This is a genomic window from Dyadobacter endophyticus (genome assembly GCF_014641595.1).
Taxonomy (GTDB): Bacteria; Bacteroidota; Bacteroidia; order Cytophagales; family Spirosomataceae; genus Dyadobacter; species Dyadobacter endophyticus.
In genome coordinates this window covers 2,860,842-2,882,255 of record NZ_BMIA01000001.1, presented here as the reverse complement: position 1 = coordinate 2,882,255, position 21,414 = coordinate 2,860,842, and the positions used below count along the sequence as shown (strand labels likewise).

Sequence of the window (21,414 nt, the reverse complement as noted above, 5' to 3'; positions counted from 1 at the left end):
GGCCTGCGATAATCCTTATACCCAATGGGCTCCCCTCAGGAACCCAAAAAGGAATTCTTACTTAAATCAATATATTCCATGAAAAATGTTTACACATCACCAGACCTTCTGGCCCGAAGATTCAGTAGCTTTATTTTTGCTGCGATTCTGACATTAAAGGCATTATCCTTTGCGAATGCACAGTCATGCCCGGACCCAGGGGGCGGAACTCAATGGTATTTTTTTGACCAGGACTTTGATGGGGGGAATTATTTCCCGGAAACCGTGCCTGCCGGAAAAATTGGGAGTGGAAGGTCGACTTCCGGCAAATTCAATCTCGAAGCGACGATGAACGCCATATACCCCCTTCGTTCAGCCACCATCTATCCTGAGCTTTCTGACGGAACATTGGGCAAAGTTGTCCTTCGGTTTGACTTTCTGGATATGGCACCTTCGGCCGTTATCAAAATCTATTTGGGGACTTCGGCAAGCGGGACTCCCACAGAAACCGTCACGCCAGCGAATGCTTCCGGCTACTTGTCGCAGACGCGGACATATACGGGCCCGATCACTGTGACTTTCGAAAGCCCCGTTGCTTCGTCGGGCGGCGATTTTAAAATTGTTATTCCTTATACTACCGGCGACCAGTTAGCTACATCGGCATTTGGTTTTCAGGTCGCATATTGGAAAAAGTTTATAACCCCGAATTCATACATTGCGATGGATTCATATCCGGAGGAAGCTGCACCAATTGCTACCGCCTATTTTGATGGGAACAAGAATCTTGTTTCCTCTGAAATATCCTTTTGCATCGATTACGGGAAGCCGGCTCCTTCCATGGCCAACAGCAACTACATCGGTGAAGTTATATTCTCGCCCAGCGTTCGTCCGGACCTGGATAAGTCGGGAAGTGCGGATGCGGTCGATCAACTGAAAGCGGCACGGCTGGTTTACATATTGAATAATATTCCAGCGCCGGCAACGACATATGCCAATTTTATGGCTGTCCAGTCTGCGGTGAATTCTACCACAGGTGCTGACTATGCAGTGCACTATTCCGGGCTCCACGGGGACGCTATCGACGCTATTCCAGGCCTGCCAAGTCCTGCTGAACCGGTGTTTTCAATTACCGGTCCGGGATCGCCGGCCGTAGCAGGAACCGCTCAGAATTTCACGGTTGACCTTACGGACGACGGTGGGCATCCGAGAATTTTCAAGCTGGAACTTCCCGCCGGCATAACGATCAATTCGGTGACAGGCGCTTCATACGATGCCGTCAACGGAACCATCACTTTTCCTTCCTCACCGGCTTCTGCGACCGTCTCGGTTACCAACCCGGTCAACACCACCGCGACCCTGCGGGTCATATACGATCAGCCGGACTTCTGGAATGTCAAGAATCTCATTGTATATGAACCTTGCACTGGTTTAGACGATTTCCAAGGGTTTATTGGCCTGAGCAAAGGTGACATCACGCACCCGTTCCGGGAAGCAACCGGTTCCTGGCTCGCCCAGCCTGCTTTTCCATGTTCGGAACTGAGCTATGTGATCGGCAACCGGAATATAGATGGTGCCAACGTTTCGGACGGTTACACACTTGATCTTTCGACCGGTAATACAACCCTGGCCAAACAGACCCTGATCCCAGGTCCCAACGCTTTCGTTAACGCCATCGGCTACAACACCGTCGACAACTATATCTGGGGTTTCCGTTACGGCACTAATCAGCTCGTCCGGATCGGCAGTGATTGGTCTGTGACATTCCATGATGTGACCGGTTTCCCGTCTCCGGTTCCGGGCTTTGCAACGGGAGATGTGAGCCCGGGTGGTATTCTGTACCTGTACGCAGCCAATTCAAACCAGATCACCAAAGTCGACCTGAATCCCGGCTCAGCAAATTACCTGACTGCCGTAACATTGCCCACTACGCCGACCAACTTGAACGATTGGTCGTTCAATCCTACCAACGGTCTGATTTATGCATTCGGTACAGACAAAGTATTATATCAATTTGATCCGGCAACTGGTAACCGCACCACAGTAGGCCCTGTAACCGGTGCAGGCATCGAAACATCTGGCTACACCGGCGCTTTTGGTACTGCTTTCTTTGATACAGACGGGGACATGTATGTAGGCAATAACGGCAGCGGGGCCATTTTCAAGATCAGCGCTCCTCTTACCAACCTAACGGCGTCGCTGTTCTCGACAGCGTCCGGAGTAACCCCAGGTGACGGCGCGCGCTGCCCAAGCGCAATTGTCAATGATCCGCCAGTGGCCGTGGACGATGATGGCACGACTACTTGCAATGCTACTACGGTCGACGTGCTGGCCAATGACATCGCTGGAAGCGTACCGTTGGTACCATCGAGTGTGAAACTGCTGACGCCAGGCTCGCCCGATCGGGTAACGACCCTGACTGTCGCTGGTCAGGGCCAATATAATGTGGACCCAGTCAGTGGGGCCGTGAGTTTTATTCCATTGAACGGCTTGCGTGATACGGTCTCTATTGACTACGTTGTAACCGACGGCAACGGGCTCGAATCGATCGCCACATTAACCATCATTGTCGATTGCCCAATGCCCGTCAAACTGGTTGCCTTTGATGCCAGGAAAGAGGGAAATTTGGCGCACCTTACCTGGTCTACCACCGAAGAAGTGAACTCGGACCGCTTTGAAATAGAGCGCAGCACCCATGGGAAAGTTTGGGTTTCAATAGGCAGTGTTCGGTCAAACGGGGAAAGCAGTATTTTGAGAAATTACTCTTACACCGACAATTCACCGGAAAAAGGTCAAAATCTATACCGCCTGAGAATGGTCGATATGGACGGTACATATGCTTTTAGTTCTATCAGAATGCTGTCTGTTGAAAATGGCGCGGCGCGGATCTCGGTCTACCCCAATCCGGTGCAGGACGAGCTGACTATTGAAGGATTAGGCGGGTTGGAAACGATCAGGATTCTGGACGTATCAGGACGGATCATAACCCAAGGCCACAACGGAACAGGCCAAAACAGGCATACGTTTGACATTCAGTCCCTCCCTAATGGAATCTATGTGGTCAACATTCAAATGCCTGACGGTTCTATGGTCTCCCAAAAGCTGATAAAAAGCAAATAGTATGTAAAATTTTGCTTGCTATAAATTGAGCCGCCGGTGCAAAAAGAGGGCGTCTAAAAAGGAGGGGCAATGAAAAAATCCTTTTCAAAAAGGCTAAAAAGGAGTGGGAAACGGCAGTTTTCTGCTCCTTTTTTTGTGTTAAAGCGGGCTTTAAGGGACATCAGTATGCTTAAAGTCAGTTTAATGCGGTAGTCGCCACATAAGGACAATCGACGTCCGACTAGCTACTATATTTCTTGAAATTAAGGTTCAGTTAGCCCTACGCAAGTTCCTTAATGATCTTCCAAACTTCGATACGGGCCTCCGGATCCAGGCCGGTCGTAGGTTCGTCTAGAAATACGAGCTGAGTGTTTCCAACCAGACTCATCGCAATGTCGAGCCTTCGACGCATACCGCCTGAGTAAGTGGATGCCATTCGCCCGGCGGCTTCGGTGAGGCCAAAGCGGTTTAACAAGTCATCGGCGATTTGACGTGGGTTTTGAAGATGCCGCAGCCGCGCGATCAGTATCAGGTTCTCCCGCCCGGTAAGCATTTCATCCACGGCGGCAAACTGGCCGGTCAGGCTGATCACCTGACGGACATGGCCTGGATTTGTATTGACGTCAAATCCACCAACGATCGCTTTTCCGTTATCGGGTTTAAGCAGTGTGGTCAGGATTTTAACGATCGTCGTTTTCCCGGAGCCATTGGTGCCGAGCAGGGCGAAAATATTGCCCTTTTCTACCTCGAAATCCACTCCTTTGAGCACAGAAAGCCCTTTGAAGGACTTTTGCAGCCCTTCAACTTGTATTGCCAGGTTTTGCATGATTACTTTCGGTTAGAGGATTGTAACGTTTGACAGATCGACTGCCATCAGGCCTTTGAGCGCCAGGTAGGTGAGCTTGTCCATGGTAGCCCCATAGAAGTCGATGGTTTTCAGCGCCAGGTGTGATTTGTTAGTCAAGGAGAAGGGAACCGTAAAAGATACATTCCTCAGGGCTGCGCCCCGGAAAGACACATCGTTTAGGGCAGACTTGTCAAACCGGACACCATCAAAGGTCTGCCCATTGAAATCGATCCCGCGCAGGTCGCAGTAACTGAAATCAACGCCTGTAAAGGTGCAGTTCTGGAAGACTGTTTTTCTAAGGTCTGTTTTAATCAATTTCACATCCACCAGGCTGGCGTCCACAAACTTTGCGCCCTGGCCGGACATGTTCAAGGTCGTGCGGACAAGAACGGATTTGTCAAAGCTTGCACCGGTAAGTTCTGTGGCCGAAAAGTGGCATTCTGTCAGATTTGCGCCATTAAAATTGGCTTCACGTGCGTCGGTGGCATCAAATAAGCTTCCGGTCAGGTCGGCATTGGAGAAGTCGGCCCCGCGTAACGAGCTGGCTTTGAATTTTCCTTTATGCAAAACAACCCCTGCAAAATCGCTTTCTTGCAGATCGGCCGCCGTGAGGTTTATCAGAACCTGACGGTCGTTGGAATTGGTAGCGTTCTCCATTACAGGAACGGGTTGGCTTGTCGACTCCCTCGCATGAGGTATTTCGGCGGTCACAGACGGCGCGTTTTCAGAAAAATAATTGAGGTCAACCCCTAAAATCTCTGCCAGCCGGTCAAATGTGGTGATGTCAGGCATCGATTCTCCGCGCTCCCATTTTCCTACTGCCTGCGGGCTTATGAATATTTGCTGGGCGAGCTGCGCCTGCGACATGTTTTTTTCTTTTCTTGCTTTGGCGATTTTCTCGCCGATTACCTTACTGTCCATACGTGTTTTGTGTTTTGTTTTTCGACATCGCAAAACTATATTGGCGACGCCGACCGGCCTGCAAAAAAGCAACTACTCTTGGTTGTATCGACGCTACACTTGGTTGTTATTTACTTACAAAGCGTGGTTTCTGTGAAAAACCCGACGATTCGAGAGGTCCGACACCTAAATTTTGCAGATTCCTGCGAAAGTTGATTTATTTCGCAGAAATCGAAAACTCCTTTTACTTTGGAACACAGTACAGACTATCACGCATTTCACAAACAGATCAAACCCGCAGGGCTTCTGATAGCCATCGGGATCGTATTCGGGGATATTGGAACCTCGCCGCTTTACACACTGAACGCTCTTTTCCATGAAGGAGAAATCGTTTCGCAAACCAAGGCACTGGGGATTCTCAGCTGCATCATCTGGACGCTTACCCTTCAAACCACTTTAAAATACATTCTGATCACCTTGCAGGCGGATAACCATGGCGAAGGTGGAATCTTTTCGTTGTACACATTGATCAGAAGATATTTTGGTAAATGGCTGATCGTGCCTGCTATCCTGGGAGGGGCATTTTTGATTGCGGACGGGATTATTACCCCGCCCATCTCGGTAGCTTCGGCCATTGAGGGGCTTCAAAAATTCGATCCGCACCTGGATACGGTGCCTATCGTGATTGCCATTATCATCGTTTTATTCCTGATCCAACAGCTAGGCACACAGCAGATCGGAAAGTTTTTTGGCCCGGTAATGCTCATTTGGTTTTCGTTTATCGGCGTGATCGGTTTGATGGCGCTTTCATCGAACTGGGCTGTTTTAAAGGCTATTAATCCCTGGTATGCTTATGAGCTTTTGGTTAACTATCCGGAAGGTTTCTGGCTTTTGGGAGGTATCTTTTTGTGTACCACAGGTGCGGAAGCACTGTATAGCGACATGGGCCACGTCGGCCGAAACAACATTCGCATAAGCTGGATTTATGTAAAGGTCTGTCTGATTTTAAGCTACGCCGGACAGACGGCCTGGCTGCTGGGCGTCGGAAAGGCCAATGCATTGAGCCCGTTCTACAACATTATCCCGCAGGGTATTTACATTCCTACGGTCATTTTGGCCTCTATGGCGACGGTGATAGCCAGTCAGGCGCTGATATCGGGCTGTTTCACATTGGTGAACGAGGCGATCCGGCTCGGTGTGTGGCCCAGAAACCGGGTGATATTCCCGGGCACAATCCGGGGACAGATGTACATTCCATTCTTCAACTGGTTTTTGATGTGCGCCTGCATTCTGATGGTCCTGCATTTCCGTGAATCCAAAAACATGGAGGCGGCTTTTGGCCTTTCCGTCACATTGACGATGCTTATCACCACCTTTCTGATGGCGCTGTACCTTATCACCCGGCGTTTAAATCCGGCGCTTGTTGCGCTGATCACCGCTGTGTTCCTCGCCGTCGAATGCTCGTTTTTGATCGCCAACCTGCAAAAGCTGCACGAAGGCGGCTGGATCATGCTAGTGGTTGGAGCTATTCTTTCCCTGACGATGCTCACCTGGCAGCAGGGCCGCCGGATGCAGGAAAAACTGGTCGCATTTTCGCCCATTACACCCATCGTCGCGCAAAAGTTGAGCGATCTTTCAACGAACTACGCCATCAGGAGTTATGCCACTAACCTGATATACCTTACTTCAAGCAACAAGAATGAATTGATTGAAACCCGGGCGCTGGATTCCATTTTTAACAGCCCCGCCAAACGGGCAGATATTTATTGGTTCATCCATGTTAACGTGGCCGACGAGCCTTACACGCTACATTACGATGTGAAAACAATTTCACGGAACGATGCCTACTTTATCAATATGCACATCGGGTTTCGCATCGAGCCCAAAGTCGATTTGTTCTTCCGCCGCATTGTTCAGGACCTGATAGCAAGCGGAGAACTCGCATATGAACAGGCTGAGGAAAAGAAATACGACAGGCGCGATATGGGTGATTACCGGTTTATCGTGGGCAGTTCATACCTGTCCTACGACAACGCTCTATCATTTTGGAAAAATCTTCTGATTAAATCCTATTATAACCTGAAACTGATCGGCGTGCAGGAAGGGGCTAATTTCGGGTTGGATGAAAGTAACGTCGTTTACGAGAAATATCCGCTCGTTTATCAGCCGCTGGACGAATATGTGATAAAACGAATTCCGACGGCGGGGAGCCAGTAATGTGCTACATTACTGAAAAGTTGTAAAGACAATCTTATCGTTTTGTTCGTAGACACAGAATATTTTGTCTTGGACTGAACTAGCAGCGAGCTTCGGAAACTGCCCTTTTGCAAGTCGCCCCTCCCTTCCATGTGAACCTCTGTACAGTATCTCGCCGTTTTGGTGCCATACAATCAACGGGCCATGCCGTGTTTCAACTACCGTCGGGGTATTGCCTGTGCCAATTTTTACTTCTTGCTTACCGGGTTTCGCCTCGAATACTTCGGTTTGACGCCTCCAAACAGTAGTAACGATTCCGCTTCCGTCGGCGGAGATATCTCCACCATCCATGGGACAGCCATCAATCATGAAATCCGTTGATCCGAGTTTTTTTGCAGTACTAAAATGTTGCCCATAATCCTTTGACTGGACAATGTACATGTTACGAGCGCCATCCAGTTTGTTTCGAAACATTATATGCAGCACCTCCGTCTTATCGATAAACACGGAAGGTTTACAGCAGTCGCAAACGCCTTTTTGTTCTCCTTTATAAATGAGCTGGTTTTTCCCCCAGGTCGCTCCGCCATCTTTGGAAATAGCTCCAAAGAGGTTGTTGTTGCCTAAGCGGGTATCTAACCATGCTGTGTAGACCAGATTGCCGCTGCCTGCACATATCTCCGATAGCGCTTCTTTTGCAGTTGAGTCTTTGTCGTTGATCTTTACCGGAGCAGACCAGCTTCCTGGTCCGCCGGAAGACCTGAGGGCATACAAGTTTCCGTGATGATCACCAACTGTGACAGTGACGAAATCTTTGGTGGTGGTAATTTGAGGCCCACGTCCCATTCCCAAACCCATTTGGGGGAATTTTCCGAGTAACGATGGCTCGGAGAATGATTTTCCGCTGTCTTTTGAAAAAATATAGTAAAGCAGCCGGTCATTGCCATTTTTTAAGCCATAGGCAATATGTATGGTACCCTTTGAATCGACAGCAATTTGAGGCTGAGCACCCACAGCCAACTCTTTTTCGGATATTACCCCAGCGGACTGCCTTTTTTCTTTAATCGTCGCTAAGAGAAGCGGAACTATAAAGAGGACAATTAATAGCTTGCGTACAAACATGATTTTGGAAACTGATCGTTCGACACTTTAATATGGGTAAGATAAAACGGGTGGTGATTTACCCCCGGGCGTAAGAAATCCCATAATTATGTAACACACAGCACAAATTGTGTAGAAAAACCTGTTGAATAGGCTGCAATATTTGCACCTTCGAGATATGGAACGGAATGAAAGGATGTGTTTTCTTTATACTGATCTTGGTGGGCCAGCTGTTTGGAGCTGGCGAAGGCCTTGCATGCGGTAAGAAGCACGTCAATAAAATCAGCTCTGTTTCGCACAGGGTTGTCCAAAAAAAGGCCTGTTGCACGAGGCACCGGTACTACGGGTCGTGCAATCGAAGTAAACAGTGTGATCATAATTGCAGCCAGTCCGGCTGTGACTGCGCACACGCAGCCAGTGCCTATGCAATGAAGACGCAACCGGCCGGGCTTGTCAATACCGTTTTTGACACCATCGATAATACTTCATGTTGGTTTTTCCAGCAGCCGGCGCCGAAGCCGGTCTACCTTTCCCTTTGGACACCTCCCAATATAGGTTGTTAAATTATCTGCAGCCACAGGTACGCCCTGTCGGGACTGTTGCCTGATAGAGGCTTTTCATGTATTTAACAACCCGAAATTCTATTCCAATGAAATCAATAAAGCTATTGATGGCAATGATCCTATTGCTATCCACCCTTTTGTCATACGCCGACATCAAGAACCTTCAAACAGAAAACGTGAGAATTGCCGGCGCATGCGCTCAATGCAAGGAAGCCATCGAAGCTGCCGCATTTCAAAAAAATATATCCGAGGCCTCGTGGAACAAGGACACAAAAATAGCCGCTATCAGCTATGACAGTAAGAAAACCTCGCTGGATGCGGTATTGAAAAAGATCGCACTGGCCGGGTATGATAACCAAAATTACCTCGCGCCCGATGATACCTATGCCCGCCTGGACGAATCTAACCGATATGAGCGTGCAGTGAAGCGCCCGGTGACCGCTCAGGAAAAAATGAACGCTCATCAGCATGGACATGACGCTGCCAACAGCCCAAACGAACAGGTTGTACCGTCAGCCGACGATCCGCTGAAACCGGTTTTGAATGCTTACTACGCCGTCAAGGATGCGTTGATCGCTTCTGATGGAGCAGCAGCTGCCTCGAAAGCGGACAACCTGGTGAAAACGCTTAAAGCGGTAAAAATGGATCAGCTCGGAAGCGAGCAGCATACCGTTTGGATGAAAGTGGTGAAAGACCTGGATTTTGATGCCGAGCATATTGCCGAGACGAAAGATGTAGGGCATCAGAGGGATCATTTTACTTCACTGTCTGATAACATGTACAAGCTGATTAAATCGGCCAAACCAACCGAGCCGGTTTATTATCAACATTGCCCGATGGCCAAGGAAGGGAAAGGTGCGAATTGGCTCAGCCAGGAATCTGCAATCAAAAATCCTTACTATGGCGCGCAGATGTTGAATTGTGGCAAAACAACCGAAACAATCAAATAATCGATGCCTTCATAGCGAAATGCCATAATCAGGCGATTAATGCCGTTCCGCTATGAAGGTACTATCTTAAACCACCTACACACGATGGATTTATTGAGAGTCCTCATTTTTAAGGCTACGCTATCGCTGGCTATCCTAATGCTAAGTTCGGGGCTGATATATGGCCAGAAAGTTGTCCGCTATGATCTATACGTGAAAGACACAACCGTGAACTTTACGGGAAAGCCCAAACGTGCCATTGCAGTAAATGGACAGATTCCCATGCCGACTTTGACATTCACAGAGGGAGACACAGCCGAGATTTATGTTCATAATGAGCTCGACGAAGAAACCTCACTGCATTGGCACGGGTTGTTTCTGCCGAACAAATATGACGGGGTGCCCAATCTCACGCAGATGCCCATCGAGCCTCATTCTACTCATTTGTACCGGTTTCCGATTATCCAGCACGGCACGCACTGGTATCACAGCCACACCGAGTTGCAGGAACAAATAGGCATGTACGGATCGATGATCCTTAACAAGAAGAGAGAACCCGAAATACCCACGGTACCCATTATCCTGAGCGAATGGACAGATATGAATCCCAAAAACGTCCACCGGATGCTTCATAATGCCAGTGATTGGTTTGCGATACAAAAAGGGGCAACCCAGAGCTATTCGGAAGCGGCTGGCCAGGGGTATTTGAAAACCAAACTGGGCAATGAATGGAAACGGATGACGGCGATGGATGTGAGCGACGTTTATTATGACCGTTTTCTGATCAATGGAAAAAACGAAAGCCAGCTTAGTCAATTCAAGCCGGGAGATAAGGTACGGCTGCGGATTTCAAATGGCGGGGCATCGACCTATTTCTGGCTTACTTATGCAGGAGGAAAAATGACTGTGGTTGCCACTGATGGCAATGATGTGGAGCCGGTTGAGGTAGACAGATTAATCATAGCCGTCTCGGAGACCTACGATGTGATCGTTACAATTCCGGCCACACCGGCGGGTGCTGAGCCCGTATCTTATGAATTCCTGGCTACATCCGAGGACCGTACCAAGTCGGCATCATTATACCTGGGCGCAGGGGTGAAGCAACTTGCATCGCCATTACCAAGACTCAAATATTTCGAAGGGATGAAGATGATGAACGGTATGATGAAAATGAATGGTAATCTGGATGATATGGGAATGAATATGAGCCTGAATCAGATGGATATGAATGTCGTCATGTACCCCGAAATTACAGGCCCGCTGAAAACCCAAAAGCAAGGTACTGAGAGCAAGAACGAAAAGGATAACATGAAAATGGGAAATCAGGATGACGCCGAAAAGGACAAGCATGCAAAGCACAATATGTACAATAGCAATGCATTGTCTTCGATAACGACCTTGAACTATGCCATGCTCGCATCGCCTGAAAATACATCATTGCCTAAAAATTCAACCGTAAAGGAATTGCGATTTGTGCTGACGGGTAATATGAACCGGTACGTGTGGAGTATGGACAATAAAGTTGTCTCTGAACGGGATAAGATCCTGATCAAAAAGGGAGAGAACGTTCGTATGATCATCTACAATAATTCCATGATGCGCCATCCTATGCACCTTCATGGCCACGATTTCAGGGTGCTTAACGGAAATGGTGCGAACGCGCCCATGAAAAACATCATCGACATCATGCCCATGGAAACCGATACGCTTGAATTTGCCGCTACCGAAAGTGGCGACTGGTTTTTCCATTGTCATATCCTGTACCATATGATGAGTGGGATGGGCGCGATTTTTTCGTACGAAAATTCGCCTGCAAATCCTGAGATCCCGAATCCCAGGTTAGCGCAGCGCAAATTGTTTGCCGACGACCGGGAATTCCATTTCATGGCCGAAAACGACTTTGCCACCAATGGAAACGACGGTGAAGCGATGGTTCAAAACACGCGCTGGAGCATCGGCTCAGAGTGGAGATTGGGCTGGAACGACCATCACGGATACGAAGTAGAGACCCATTTGGGCCGGTACATCGGCAGAATGCAGTGGCTGATGCCATTCATCGGGTTTGACTGGCGATACCGGAAGATGGGAATGGATGAAGTCGAAAAGAACCTGTTCGGGCAGCGCAATACAAAAGACAAACGATCAGTGTTGAGCGTGGGTGTCAACTACGTCTTACCCATGCTGGTAACAGCGCAGGCGGAGATTTTTACAGATGGAAACGTGAGGTTTCAGTTGGAACGGATGGACATCCCGCTCTCCAGACGATTGAGAATGAACTTGATGGTCAACACTGACAGGGAGTACATGGCGGCAGTCAAATACATATTCACCCGGTATATTGGGGCTACGGCTCATTACGACAGTGACATGGGATTCGGGCTCGGACTGACACTGAACTATTGAAAATAAGTGTAAGCACATGATAAAATGATCTGATTATGGAACATCACCATCACCACAGTCATCACTCAGACAAAAAAACGGAACACGATGATCCAATGAAGTCGCATGGCAGCGCGGATCATTCCCAGCACGGAGGTAGTCGTGGCGACCACGGTGGGCATAGTGGGCATGACAAGCACGCTGGCCATCACACGACTGACTTTTTGAAGAGGTTTTGGATATCTCTTGTCATTACAGTCCCTATTCTATTGCTATCCCACATGATCCAGGAGTGGGCTGGTATCGATTTGCGGTTCCCGGGTGACCAATATCTTCTTTTGGCGCTTAGCAGCATCGTCTATTTCTATGGAGGTTGGCCTTTTCTGAATGGCTTGGTTGGTGAGCTGAAAAGCAAGACTCCGGGCATGATGACGCTGGTGGCGGTGGCGATTACTACGGCATATGTTTACAGTGTGGCTGTCGTGATTGGGCTTGAAGGCATGGACTTTTTTTGGGAGCTGGCGACATTAATCGATATCATGCTCATTGGCCACTGGCTTGAAATGAAATCACAAATGGCGGCCTCGCAAGCGTTGGAATCGCTGATTGCTCTTCTTCCTTCTATCGTTCATGTCGAAAGGGATAAGCAGGTAACCGATATTCCGTTGAAAGACCTTCGGAAAGGCGACATTCTGTTGGTTAAACCGGGGGAAAAGGTTGCCGCTGATGGATCTGTCATTGAGGGTTCTTCCCATGTGAACGAAAGCATGCTTACCGGAGAAAGCATCCCTGCCCAAAAGCAAAAGGATGATAAGGTGATTGGCGGCGCGATCAATGGTGATGGCATTTTGAAAGTCCGCGTCACCGGGGCGGGGGATGACAGCTACCTGAATAAGGTGATTAATATGGTGAAGACAGCGCAAAGTGCCAAGTCAAACACCCAGAACCTGGCAGATAAAGTAGCAGGCTGGTTGACATTGATTTCAATCACGGTCGGCGTTGTTACTTTTATCCTATGGTATACGAGCGGTCAAAATCTGGCATTTGCCCTGGAAAGGATGGTAACTGTAATGGTAACGTCTTGCCCGCACGCCCTCGGAGTCGCCATCCCGCTGGTCATCGCGATATCTACAACCCTTTCGGCAACACATGGTCTTTTGATAAGAAACCGTACCGCATTTGAGAACGCCCGGAAGCTGACTACCATCATTTTTGATAAAACAGGCACGCTTACCACGGGCTCTCATGAGATACAGCAAATTATTCCGACTTCTAACGAGTTCTCTTCCAGTCAAATATTGCAGTATGCTGCGGCTTTGCAGCAGAATTCTGAGCACCACCTTGCGCACGGAGTAATCAGGGAGCTGAAACGCCGGGGCTTGGAGCTGTGGGCATCGACGGATTTCAATTACAAACAAGGTATTGGAGTGAGTGGTGTGGTGAACAGTAAAAAGGTTGTCGCTGCGGGACCTAACTATTTCACGAGGGAAAACATGCCTGTGCCAACTATTCCGGAAGAAGTCGATCAAGCAACCGACACGGTGAATTTCATTATGATAAATGGAGAAGTAGTTGGTGTGATCACTTTTGCGGACAGCATCCGCGAAAGTGCCGCGCAGGCCATTTTGGAATTGAAAAAGATGAATATCAAATCATTTCTCCTGACGGGAGACAATGAAAAAATTGCCCAGTCTGTCAGCCAAAAGTTAAAGATGGATGGCTACCTGGCTAACGTGCTACCCCATGAGAAACAGGAAAAAGTTAAAGAGTTACAAAATAAAGGAGAAATCGTGGCAATGACTGGTGACGGGGTAAATGACGCGCCGGCACTTGCCCAGGCGGACGTAGGAATTGCTGTGGGTTCCGGAACCGACGTCGCGGCGGAAACGGCAGACATTATCCTGGTCAATAGCGATCCCATGGATGTTGTTCAAATGATAACATTTGGCAGGGCCACTTATCGGAAAATGGTGCAGAACCTGGCTTGGGCAATAGGATACAACCTACTAGCCATCCCCCTTGCCGCTGGAGTCTTGTATCCGTCTTTCATGTTGAGCCCGGCAATGGGCGCCGTGTTGATGAGCGCATCGACCATTGTGGTTGCCATTAACGCAAAGCTTTTGCGGGTAAAACCGCACATGAGTACCAAATAGAAAGTTAGTTGCCCGTTGTAAGTATAATTCTTGCATTATCTGTTTGATAATCAGATGACTATGATGGAATTATTTGCAACATGCGAATCCGGCAAATCGCGTCCGGAAGCAATAGTGAAATGAAGGCGAAGGCACAGGGAACCTGGCTGACTGTAAGCTAGATCGGTTTTCAGCTAGGCTTTGAATTTTCCGCAATTGTTCAGTCGGCTATTCAAGAGTAGAACCAATGTGACGCCGCTATTTTACCGGCGTTCGCAAAATTAGGATTAAAAGGATTTAGTAAAAACGTCTCCTTTTTACCGACTTTTGTATCCTATGAGTCAGTCAGTTTATGCGGAATTTTGCCTTGTATTTAACATAGTAGAAAGCAATGGCAAAAACAATTTTTATTACAGGAGCATCCCGTGGATTGGGGCGCATTTGGGCAGAGGCATTTTTAAGTGAAGGTGATCAGGTAATTGTAGCAGTGAGAAATACGGATTCATTGCAGGCGCTGGCTGAAAAATATCCATCCCATTTGCTTGTTTTAAAATTAGATGTAGCTGATAAAAAAGCTGGCTTTGAAGCCATCACAGCAGCAAAAGCCCATTTTGGAAAGATCGATGTTCTGATAAACAATGCCGGGTACGGACATGTTGGCGCAATTGAGGAGTTGAATGAGCAGGAGATCAGAGAGCAGTTTGAAACCAATGTTTTTGGCTTGTTATGGCTGACTCAGGCAGTAATACCCATCATGCGTGAACAAAATTCAGGACATATTATTCAGGTTTCAAGCGCATTAGGGTTAGTAGCGTTTCCAACGCTTGGTATTTACAGCGCATCCAAGTTTGCGGTCGAAGCGATCAGTGAAAGCCTTGCAAGTGAAGTGAGCGGCTTTGGGATAAAGGTAACTATCGTCGAGCCTAACGGTTATCTGACAGAGTTCAGCACTTCGTCCGGTGTACAAAGCGAGCCAATAAGTTTGTACGATGGGGTGAGGGCTTCGCTGAATGAATCAAACCATCTCGAAGATTGGGGAGTGCCGGAAGCCACCGCCGAAGCCATGCTCAAACTTATTAATTCAAAAAAACCACCTCTGAGATTGATATTGGGCAAGGCTGGTCTGCAGTGGATTAAATACACTTATGCAGAACGCATGAAAACGTGGGAAGAATGGCAGGATGTTTCCATTGCAGCACACGGTAAATAGAACTTTAAATTGTAGCCCTTTAAAAGGGGCTACTTAACCGGCCCCCAAAATGAAGCATTTCGAGAGTATCAGCGCATTCAACCAGGCTACCGGAGTGAAACCACCGGAGCACCCTATGTTCAGTATTCTGTATGCCAATAAAGATGACCATTGGCCCGGTGACGTTGAGTTTATTGCAAACTTTTACATTATTGGTTTTAAAAAACTGACTTCGGGAAGTGTGCTTTACGGAAAAACAAAGTATGATCATGACCTTGGAACAATGTCATTCATTAAGCCGCGCCAAAAAGTTACGTTCAGAGATATACGCTTAGAAGAAGCTTGTTTTCTTATTCTTGTTCATGAGGATTATCTAGCAGGCTCGGCGCTGCACAATGAAATAAAAAAATATCATTACTTCGATTATGATATTAATGAAGCACTGCACCTTTCGCCAAGTGAGGAGGAGACAATCTGGACGCTGATGCAAACCATGAATAAGGAGCTTCACAATAACACAGATGCATATAGTAAAACCATTATTCTGAGTCATTTGAATACACTCTTGAAATATGCAGAGCGTTTTTACAAAAGACAATTTATTAACCGGGCGGAGATTACAGGAGCAATTGCCACCAGGTTCAATGAAATGCTGGCTGCCTATTTTGCAGCAGAAGAAGCTCATAAATCCGGTCTTCCAACCGTGACCGCACTTGCTGAGAGGCTGAATTTGTCACCAAGATACCTGAGTGATCTGCTCAGACAGCAGACGGGTAAAACGGCATTGGAGCTAATTCACCTTTATTTAATAGCAGAAGCTAAAAATTTGCTCAAAGGAACGGCCCTGAACATCAATGAAATTTCTTCCGCACTGGGTTTTGAAAATTCCAACTATTTCTCTCGCTTGTTTAAGCGGACAGTCGGGCTTACACCACATGTTTTTCGGCAGCAAAGTTTGAATTAGTTAACGCCTTCAATGGGTTAAATTAAACGCCTATTTAGCCACCACCCGCACCCGATCCAGATTTTGGATGCGGGTATATGGGATGTTGGCGTTTCCACTCCCTTGGGAGGCAACCCTGAACGTTGGGAAATAGGTGCCGGGTTTTAAAAACTCATAGGTAGCCTCGATTGTGACACGAGAACCGGTACTGTCGGCTGGTAGGATCTACCCGCAACGGGTTATTTTTTTAATTAACCATAGGGTGTCGCGCTCAAAATTGTCTCTGTACAGTTAGCAGTCAGATCGTTGATGTTTTCCTTAACTGGTGTTGCCATGGAAGTCTCCAAACAACTTGTCATGCATTACTTTTCCGGAAAGACCACCTCCGAAGAGGATAAGGTGGTAGAGCAATGGCTTGCGTTGCATCCGGACAATGCCGCCAGGGCGTTGGAATGGCTCAGCAAGGAAGCGCAGGAAAAGGATCAGGAAATTTTCGGAGATCTGATGATGTCCAAAGGGCAAGTCTGGGCCGATGCACGGCAGCGACTTCCGAATACCCGTGCCAATCGCAAAAAGCCCTTCACCTCCTATGAGAGTCAACGGACTCTGAAAAGATATCTGGCCATCGCCGCGAGCCTTATATTGATCTGTACGCTTGCCTGGTTCCGGCTGAAACAACCGGAAACAGTCCATATCGCAGCCGCTTACGGACAAACCCGTCACATCATCCTTCCCGACAGCTCCGAAGTAGTTCTGAATGGTAACAGCAGCTTGCGGTACCCGGCATCCTGGGATGGGCGCCCGCGCGAGGTATGGCTGGAAGGAGAAGCTTTCTTTGACGTGAAACATCTTCGGACACATTCGGCTTTTACAGTCCATTTGTCTGCGGACAAAAACATCCAGGTGCTGGGAACGCAATTCAACGTGATCGACCGGCAAACCAGGAGTTGCATCGTGCTCAGATCCGGAAGTATCCGGCTAAGCCTGGCAGGAACAAAAAAACAGGTTTACATGACGCCAGGCGATATGGTGCGGATCAGTGAGAACGGCTCGGAAATAACCGGAAAGGAGGTTGTCAATCCCGAAAACTATTCGTCCTGGACCCGGGGCCGCTGGCGGCTTGAGGGTACTTCGCTACAAGAAATGCTGCAAAAAATCGAGGAAAATTATGGCGTGACGGTACTGGTCGAAAACCGGGAACTGTTGACCAGAAGAGCTTCCGGCTCTATTCCACTGGGCTCAACAAACGCCGAAACCGTTATCGGGGACATCGCCAATTTGTTTGAATTACATTTCGTCAAGAAAGATAGTAAGCTGATCCTGGCCCGGTAACCGGCCAGCTTCCGGGGAAAGACATTGTGCTCCATAGCCGCAAAACGGGGTGCAGTCTCTATTGTAAACCCCAATTTACCCAGTCATCATTAACCCAGAGCCTGTCGGCGTAAGTCAGCTGTTTGAAAAGACCGTTGACAAGGCGCTACCTGGCCGTGCATTGCAGTTACGTATAACCTGTTTCGTTACTTAAACTACGGATGACCACTATGAAAAACATTTCCAGGACACTATGCATGTTTTTAGGGCTGATCGGCTACCCGGCGAGCGCTCAGGGACAACTGGTCTCATACTTGAGCGAAAATCGCGAGGCCGATCAGCCTCATCAACCGCAATACATTCAGTTGAAAGACGGGCTTATGGCGCTTGAAGGAAAATTCAATGTATCGATCGCCTACCAAACGGGGCTTATCGACCAGATTCAGATAGACAGAAAGCTGCTGGTATCGCCCAACAAGGATGCGACGATTGAAAGCATGCTCGAAACGGTACTGAAAGGCTCGAAAATACATTACCGAAAGCCACGCGAGGGGTTCTACCTGCTCTACAAGGAGGAAAATACACCCAAAGCCCAGGTTAAGGGCAACGGTGATTCCCCGAATGTCCTGTTGAAAGTCGACGCCAGCCCGGACTACGACAACAAGGCATTCGGTATCAGCGGCAAAGTGACTGAAAAGACGACAGGAAGCGGAATTCCCGGGGTTAACGTGCTTTTAAAAGGAGCCAACATAGGCACCGTTACCGATGAGCAGGGTGGGTTCAGAATTGAAGTACCATCGACGGAGGGGGTGCTGGTATTCTCCTACATCGGATATGTTACACAGGAAATACCCATTGCCAACCAGTCCGTTGTGAATGTAGTCCTGGCTGAAAACGTGCAAGCCCTTTCGGAGGTAGTCGTGACCGCGTCGGGGTTTAAGGAGGCAGCCGACCGGTTGGGTTCCACCAGCAGTAAGGTCGCCGGAGAAGCGCTGGCAAGGTCGGGAGAGACCAGCGTGATCAACGGCCTGGCCGGGAAAGCGGCGGGGGTACAGGTATCCAGGGCTGCCGGCGATCCGGGTGCTGCGGCGTTTATCCAGATACGCGGCCAGAACACGCTCACAGGCAATACGCAACCGCTGATCGTGGTGGACGGTATCCCGATCAGCAATACCACCGAGGGAGGCACCTCGGGCGGCGTAGTGCCCCAGTCGCGCCTGAACGACATCAATCCGAATGATATCGCCTCTATGCAGATACTGAAAGGCGCCTCTGCGGCCGCCCTATGGGGCTCCCGCGCTGCAAACGGGGTAATTTTGATTACTACTAAAAAAGGGGCCGACAGTAACAAGCTCAATATCGGTTTCAGCTCCACATTTTCGATCGACCAGATCAACCGCTTTCACCCTTTCCAAGACAAATTCGGGCAAGGAGCCGGAGGTGTCTACAATCCCAATGGGGCCAACGCCTGGGGGGATAAGATTGCCAACCGTGCCGGCGGTGCGGATGAAGTCAATGCGGCAGGGGCCTTTTTTGAGGCTGTTGATGGTACGAGGTATTATCCCATTATTAAAAAGAATTCACAGGATGTTTTTAATACTTCCAACTATGACAAGGTTTTTCGCGACGGTCATTTTATGGACAATGCGTTGAGTCTGAGCGGCGGAGACCAGAAAACTACCTACTTTTTCAGCATTGGCGACATCCGACAGAAAGGTGTACAACGCGGTAACAGCACCTACAACCGCACCACGCTGCGACTGAATGTGGAGCGTAAATTCAATGAAGTGGTGCGGATGTCCGCCACGGCCGCCTACACCAAGAGCTTTTCGGACAGGATCCAGCGGGGCAACAACCTGGCAGGGGCCATGGTGGGCCTTTTACGCAACCCGGCAGACTTCGATATCTCCGATTACAAAGGGAGCTACTATACCAGTCCGACGGCGTCGGCGGTTACCGGCCGGCAGCGTGGGTACCGCAGCTACCTGGGAAGCGTCATCAATCCGGCCAACAACAACGCGCTATGGGCGCTGTACGAACAGCAGAATTCTACCGATGTCGACCGTTTTATGAACAGCGCCGAATTGGGGATCAAGCCCGCTGCATGGCTGGATATTGTTGCCCGCGCCGGGCTGGATACGTATTCCGACGAACAAATCAACTATTTTCCGGTCAATGACATCACCGGTGCGGGAACCGGGCAATACAGAGAGCAGGTCACCAAAGAAACCCAGGTGAATGCGGACCTTCTGGCTCGGGCCACCAAAGATTTTGGCCCCAATTTCAGCTCCACCTACGTGGCGGGCATCAACATTAATAACCGCAAATACAATAACATGGGTGTGACGATCTCCAATTTTCTGGTGGCCGACGCACCGGCAAACTTTGCCAATGCCACTGCGCTCAACCGTACGCCCGTTAACCTGAAAACGGAGGTGCGTACGGTCCGGGCGTACGCTACCGCAAGTTTTTCGGCTTATGACGCATTGTTTCTGAACCTGTCGGGCGCCGCAGAATCGGCTTCGTCTTTCGGTGCGCTTTCCGACAAAACATTCTACTATCCTTCGGCGGACTTAGCCTGGGTTTTTACCAGGCTGAAATGGATGGACCGGGTAGGGGCTATCAATTTCGCCAAGCTGCGCGCATCCTACGGTGTGGTGGGTGTGCAACCGCTCCCATACCGTTCCAATACGATCTTTTCTTCCACCATTTACACTGCCAACCCCTGGGGAGATAACCTGGTGGGCTCCCAATTCGGCAATGGCGCCTATACTCAGGGCAGCTCTATGGGCGACCAGTATCTGAAACCGGAGCGAAAGACCGAGTACGAAGTCGGTTTGGATATGCGCCTGCTCGACAACCGTTTGAAATTGGGCTTGACCTACTACAATAATAAGATACGCGACGTGTTGGTGCCGGTAACCCTGGCGCCCAGCACGGGCTTCGCCACCAAGTACACCAACGCCGCAATACTCCAGAACAAGGGCCTGGAAATGGACCTGAGCTATGATGTGATCCGCAAAGGAGGCTTCAACTGGGCCGTTCGCGGGAATTTTACCCGGAACCGCAGCAAGGTGCTCGATCTGGCCGGTACGCAGTCGCTGTACCTGGTAGGTGGTATCGAAAATTTTTTGGATGCCCGCGCGGTCGTGGGACAGCCCACAGGCGTATTCTGGAGCAGCCGCTACCTGCTGAGGGAAGATGGGTCGATGATGCTGGATGCCAATGGATTTCCCGTGGCAGACCCGGTTACCGGGGTAGTGGGCGATCCGAACCCGGACTGGATAGGCGGCTTTGGGACTACATTGTCCTACAAGAAATTCAGCCTGGATGTGCTCTTTGAAACCTCGCAGGGCGGCGACTATTTCAGCGGTACCCGGGGTGTTATGTACAATTTCGGCACGCATCGCGACACTGGCAATGAAGTCACGCTGGCCACCGACACCAAAAATTACGCAGGCAAGACCATCCCCGCTGGAACCACGGTCCGCGGTAATCTGAAGGACTTTGGGGCAGGCCCTGTGCTGCTGGACGAAAGTTGGTACACCACCCTTGGTAGCGGATTTGGGTCGTTGAAGCAGCAGTTTGTGGAAGACGGAAGCTGGACGCGTTTGCGGCAGCTTTCACTTTCCTACCGGTTAGATACCGAGGCATTCAGGAGGGCAACGAAGCTGCAATCGGTGGAGTTTTCGGTAACCGGCCGTAACCTCTTTTTATGGACGAAAGTGGTAGGCATCGATCCGGACACTAACCTCTCGGGAGGACCTGCTGGCCGCAATATGGATTACTTTAATACCCCCGGCACACGTTCCTACCTGTTTACCATTAAAGTAAACTACTAGTACTCCG

General features: G+C 49.2%; 13 protein-coding genes. 9 read left to right on the top strand and 4 right to left on the bottom strand.

The genetic code is table 11. The features are described 5' to 3' along the window. Positions 1-78 precede the first annotated feature (78 nt). Entirely contained in the window at positions 79-3,096 is a 3,018-nt protein-coding gene (locus tag IEY24_RS11525) for a DUF6923 family protein (RefSeq protein WP_188931799.1), read from the top strand. 259 nt (positions 3,097-3,355) lie between these two features. Here IEY24_RS11525 and IEY24_RS11520 read toward each other — a convergent pair whose 3' ends face one another. Together IEY24_RS11520 and IEY24_RS11515 are read right to left on the bottom strand one after the other, a co-directional pair. Beyond that, a complete protein-coding gene (locus IEY24_RS11520; protein ID WP_308420574.1) occupies positions 3,356-3,901 on the bottom strand; it encodes an ABC transporter ATP-binding protein in 546 nt (181 codons plus the stop codon). 12 nt (positions 3,902-3,913) lie between these two features. After that, positions 3,914-4,843, bottom strand: coding sequence for a pentapeptide repeat-containing protein (locus IEY24_RS11515; protein WP_188931792.1), 930 nt, complete (start codon positions 4,841-4,843; stop codon positions 3,914-3,916). A gap of 228 nt (positions 4,844-5,071) precedes the next feature. Here IEY24_RS11515 and IEY24_RS11510 point away from each other — a divergent pair, with 228 nt between their 5' ends. Beyond that, positions 5,072-7,039 carry a KUP/HAK/KT family potassium transporter gene (locus IEY24_RS11510; protein ID WP_229221975.1) on the top strand — a complete coding sequence of 656 codons (1,968 nt, stop codon included), beginning with the start codon at positions 5,072-5,074 and terminating at the stop codon, positions 7,037-7,039. Positions 7,040-7,048: 9 nt separating this feature from the next. On the opposite strand, the gene IEY24_RS11505 is transcribed toward IEY24_RS11510, so the two are convergent. Then, positions 7,049-8,137 carry an exo-alpha-sialidase gene (locus IEY24_RS11505; protein ID WP_188931790.1) on the bottom strand — a complete coding sequence of 363 codons (1,089 nt, stop codon included), beginning with the start codon at positions 8,135-8,137 and terminating at the stop codon, positions 7,049-7,051. A gap of 86 nt (positions 8,138-8,223) precedes the next feature. Then, positions 8,224-8,493, bottom strand: a complete 270-nt coding sequence (locus tag IEY24_RS11500) for a hypothetical protein (RefSeq protein WP_188931788.1) — start codon at positions 8,491-8,493, stop codon at positions 8,224-8,226. 272 nt (positions 8,494-8,765) lie between these two features. On the opposite strand from IEY24_RS11500, the gene IEY24_RS11495 reads away from it, so the two are divergent. The 7 genes from IEY24_RS11495 (at position 8,766) to IEY24_RS11465 (ending at position 21,407) form a co-directional block, all read left to right on the top strand. After that, entirely contained in the window at positions 8,766-9,629 is an 864-nt protein-coding gene (locus tag IEY24_RS11495) for a DUF3347 domain-containing protein (protein WP_188931786.1), read from the top strand. Positions 9,630-9,713: 84 nt separating this feature from the next. Further along, positions 9,714-12,011, top strand: a complete 2,298-nt coding sequence (locus IEY24_RS11490) for a multicopper oxidase family protein (protein WP_188931784.1) — start codon at positions 9,714-9,716, stop codon at positions 12,009-12,011. Positions 12,012-12,046: 35 nt separating this feature from the next. Next, on the top strand, positions 12,047-14,143 hold the full coding sequence (locus IEY24_RS11485) for a copper-translocating P-type ATPase (protein ID WP_188931782.1): 2,097 nt from the start codon (positions 12,047-12,049) through the stop codon (positions 14,141-14,143). Positions 14,144-14,513: 370 nt separating this feature from the next. Next, positions 14,514-15,332: an SDR family NAD(P)-dependent oxidoreductase gene (locus IEY24_RS11480; RefSeq protein ID WP_188931780.1), complete on the top strand. Its 819-nt coding sequence runs from the start codon at positions 14,514-14,516 to the stop codon at positions 15,330-15,332. Between the two features lie 49 nt (positions 15,333-15,381). Continuing rightward, a complete protein-coding gene (locus tag IEY24_RS11475) occupies positions 15,382-16,275 on the top strand; it encodes a helix-turn-helix domain-containing protein (RefSeq protein ID WP_188931773.1) in 894 nt (297 codons plus the stop codon). A gap of 312 nt (positions 16,276-16,587) precedes the next feature. Further along, on the top strand, positions 16,588-17,586 hold the full coding sequence (locus IEY24_RS11470; RefSeq protein ID WP_188931771.1) for a FecR family protein: 999 nt from the start codon (positions 16,588-16,590) through the stop codon (positions 17,584-17,586). Between the two features lie 209 nt (positions 17,587-17,795). After that, positions 17,796-21,407, top strand: a complete 3,612-nt coding sequence (locus IEY24_RS11465) for a SusC/RagA family TonB-linked outer membrane protein (protein ID WP_229221974.1) — start codon at positions 17,796-17,798, stop codon at positions 21,405-21,407. Positions 21,408-21,414: the final 7 nt, after the last annotated feature.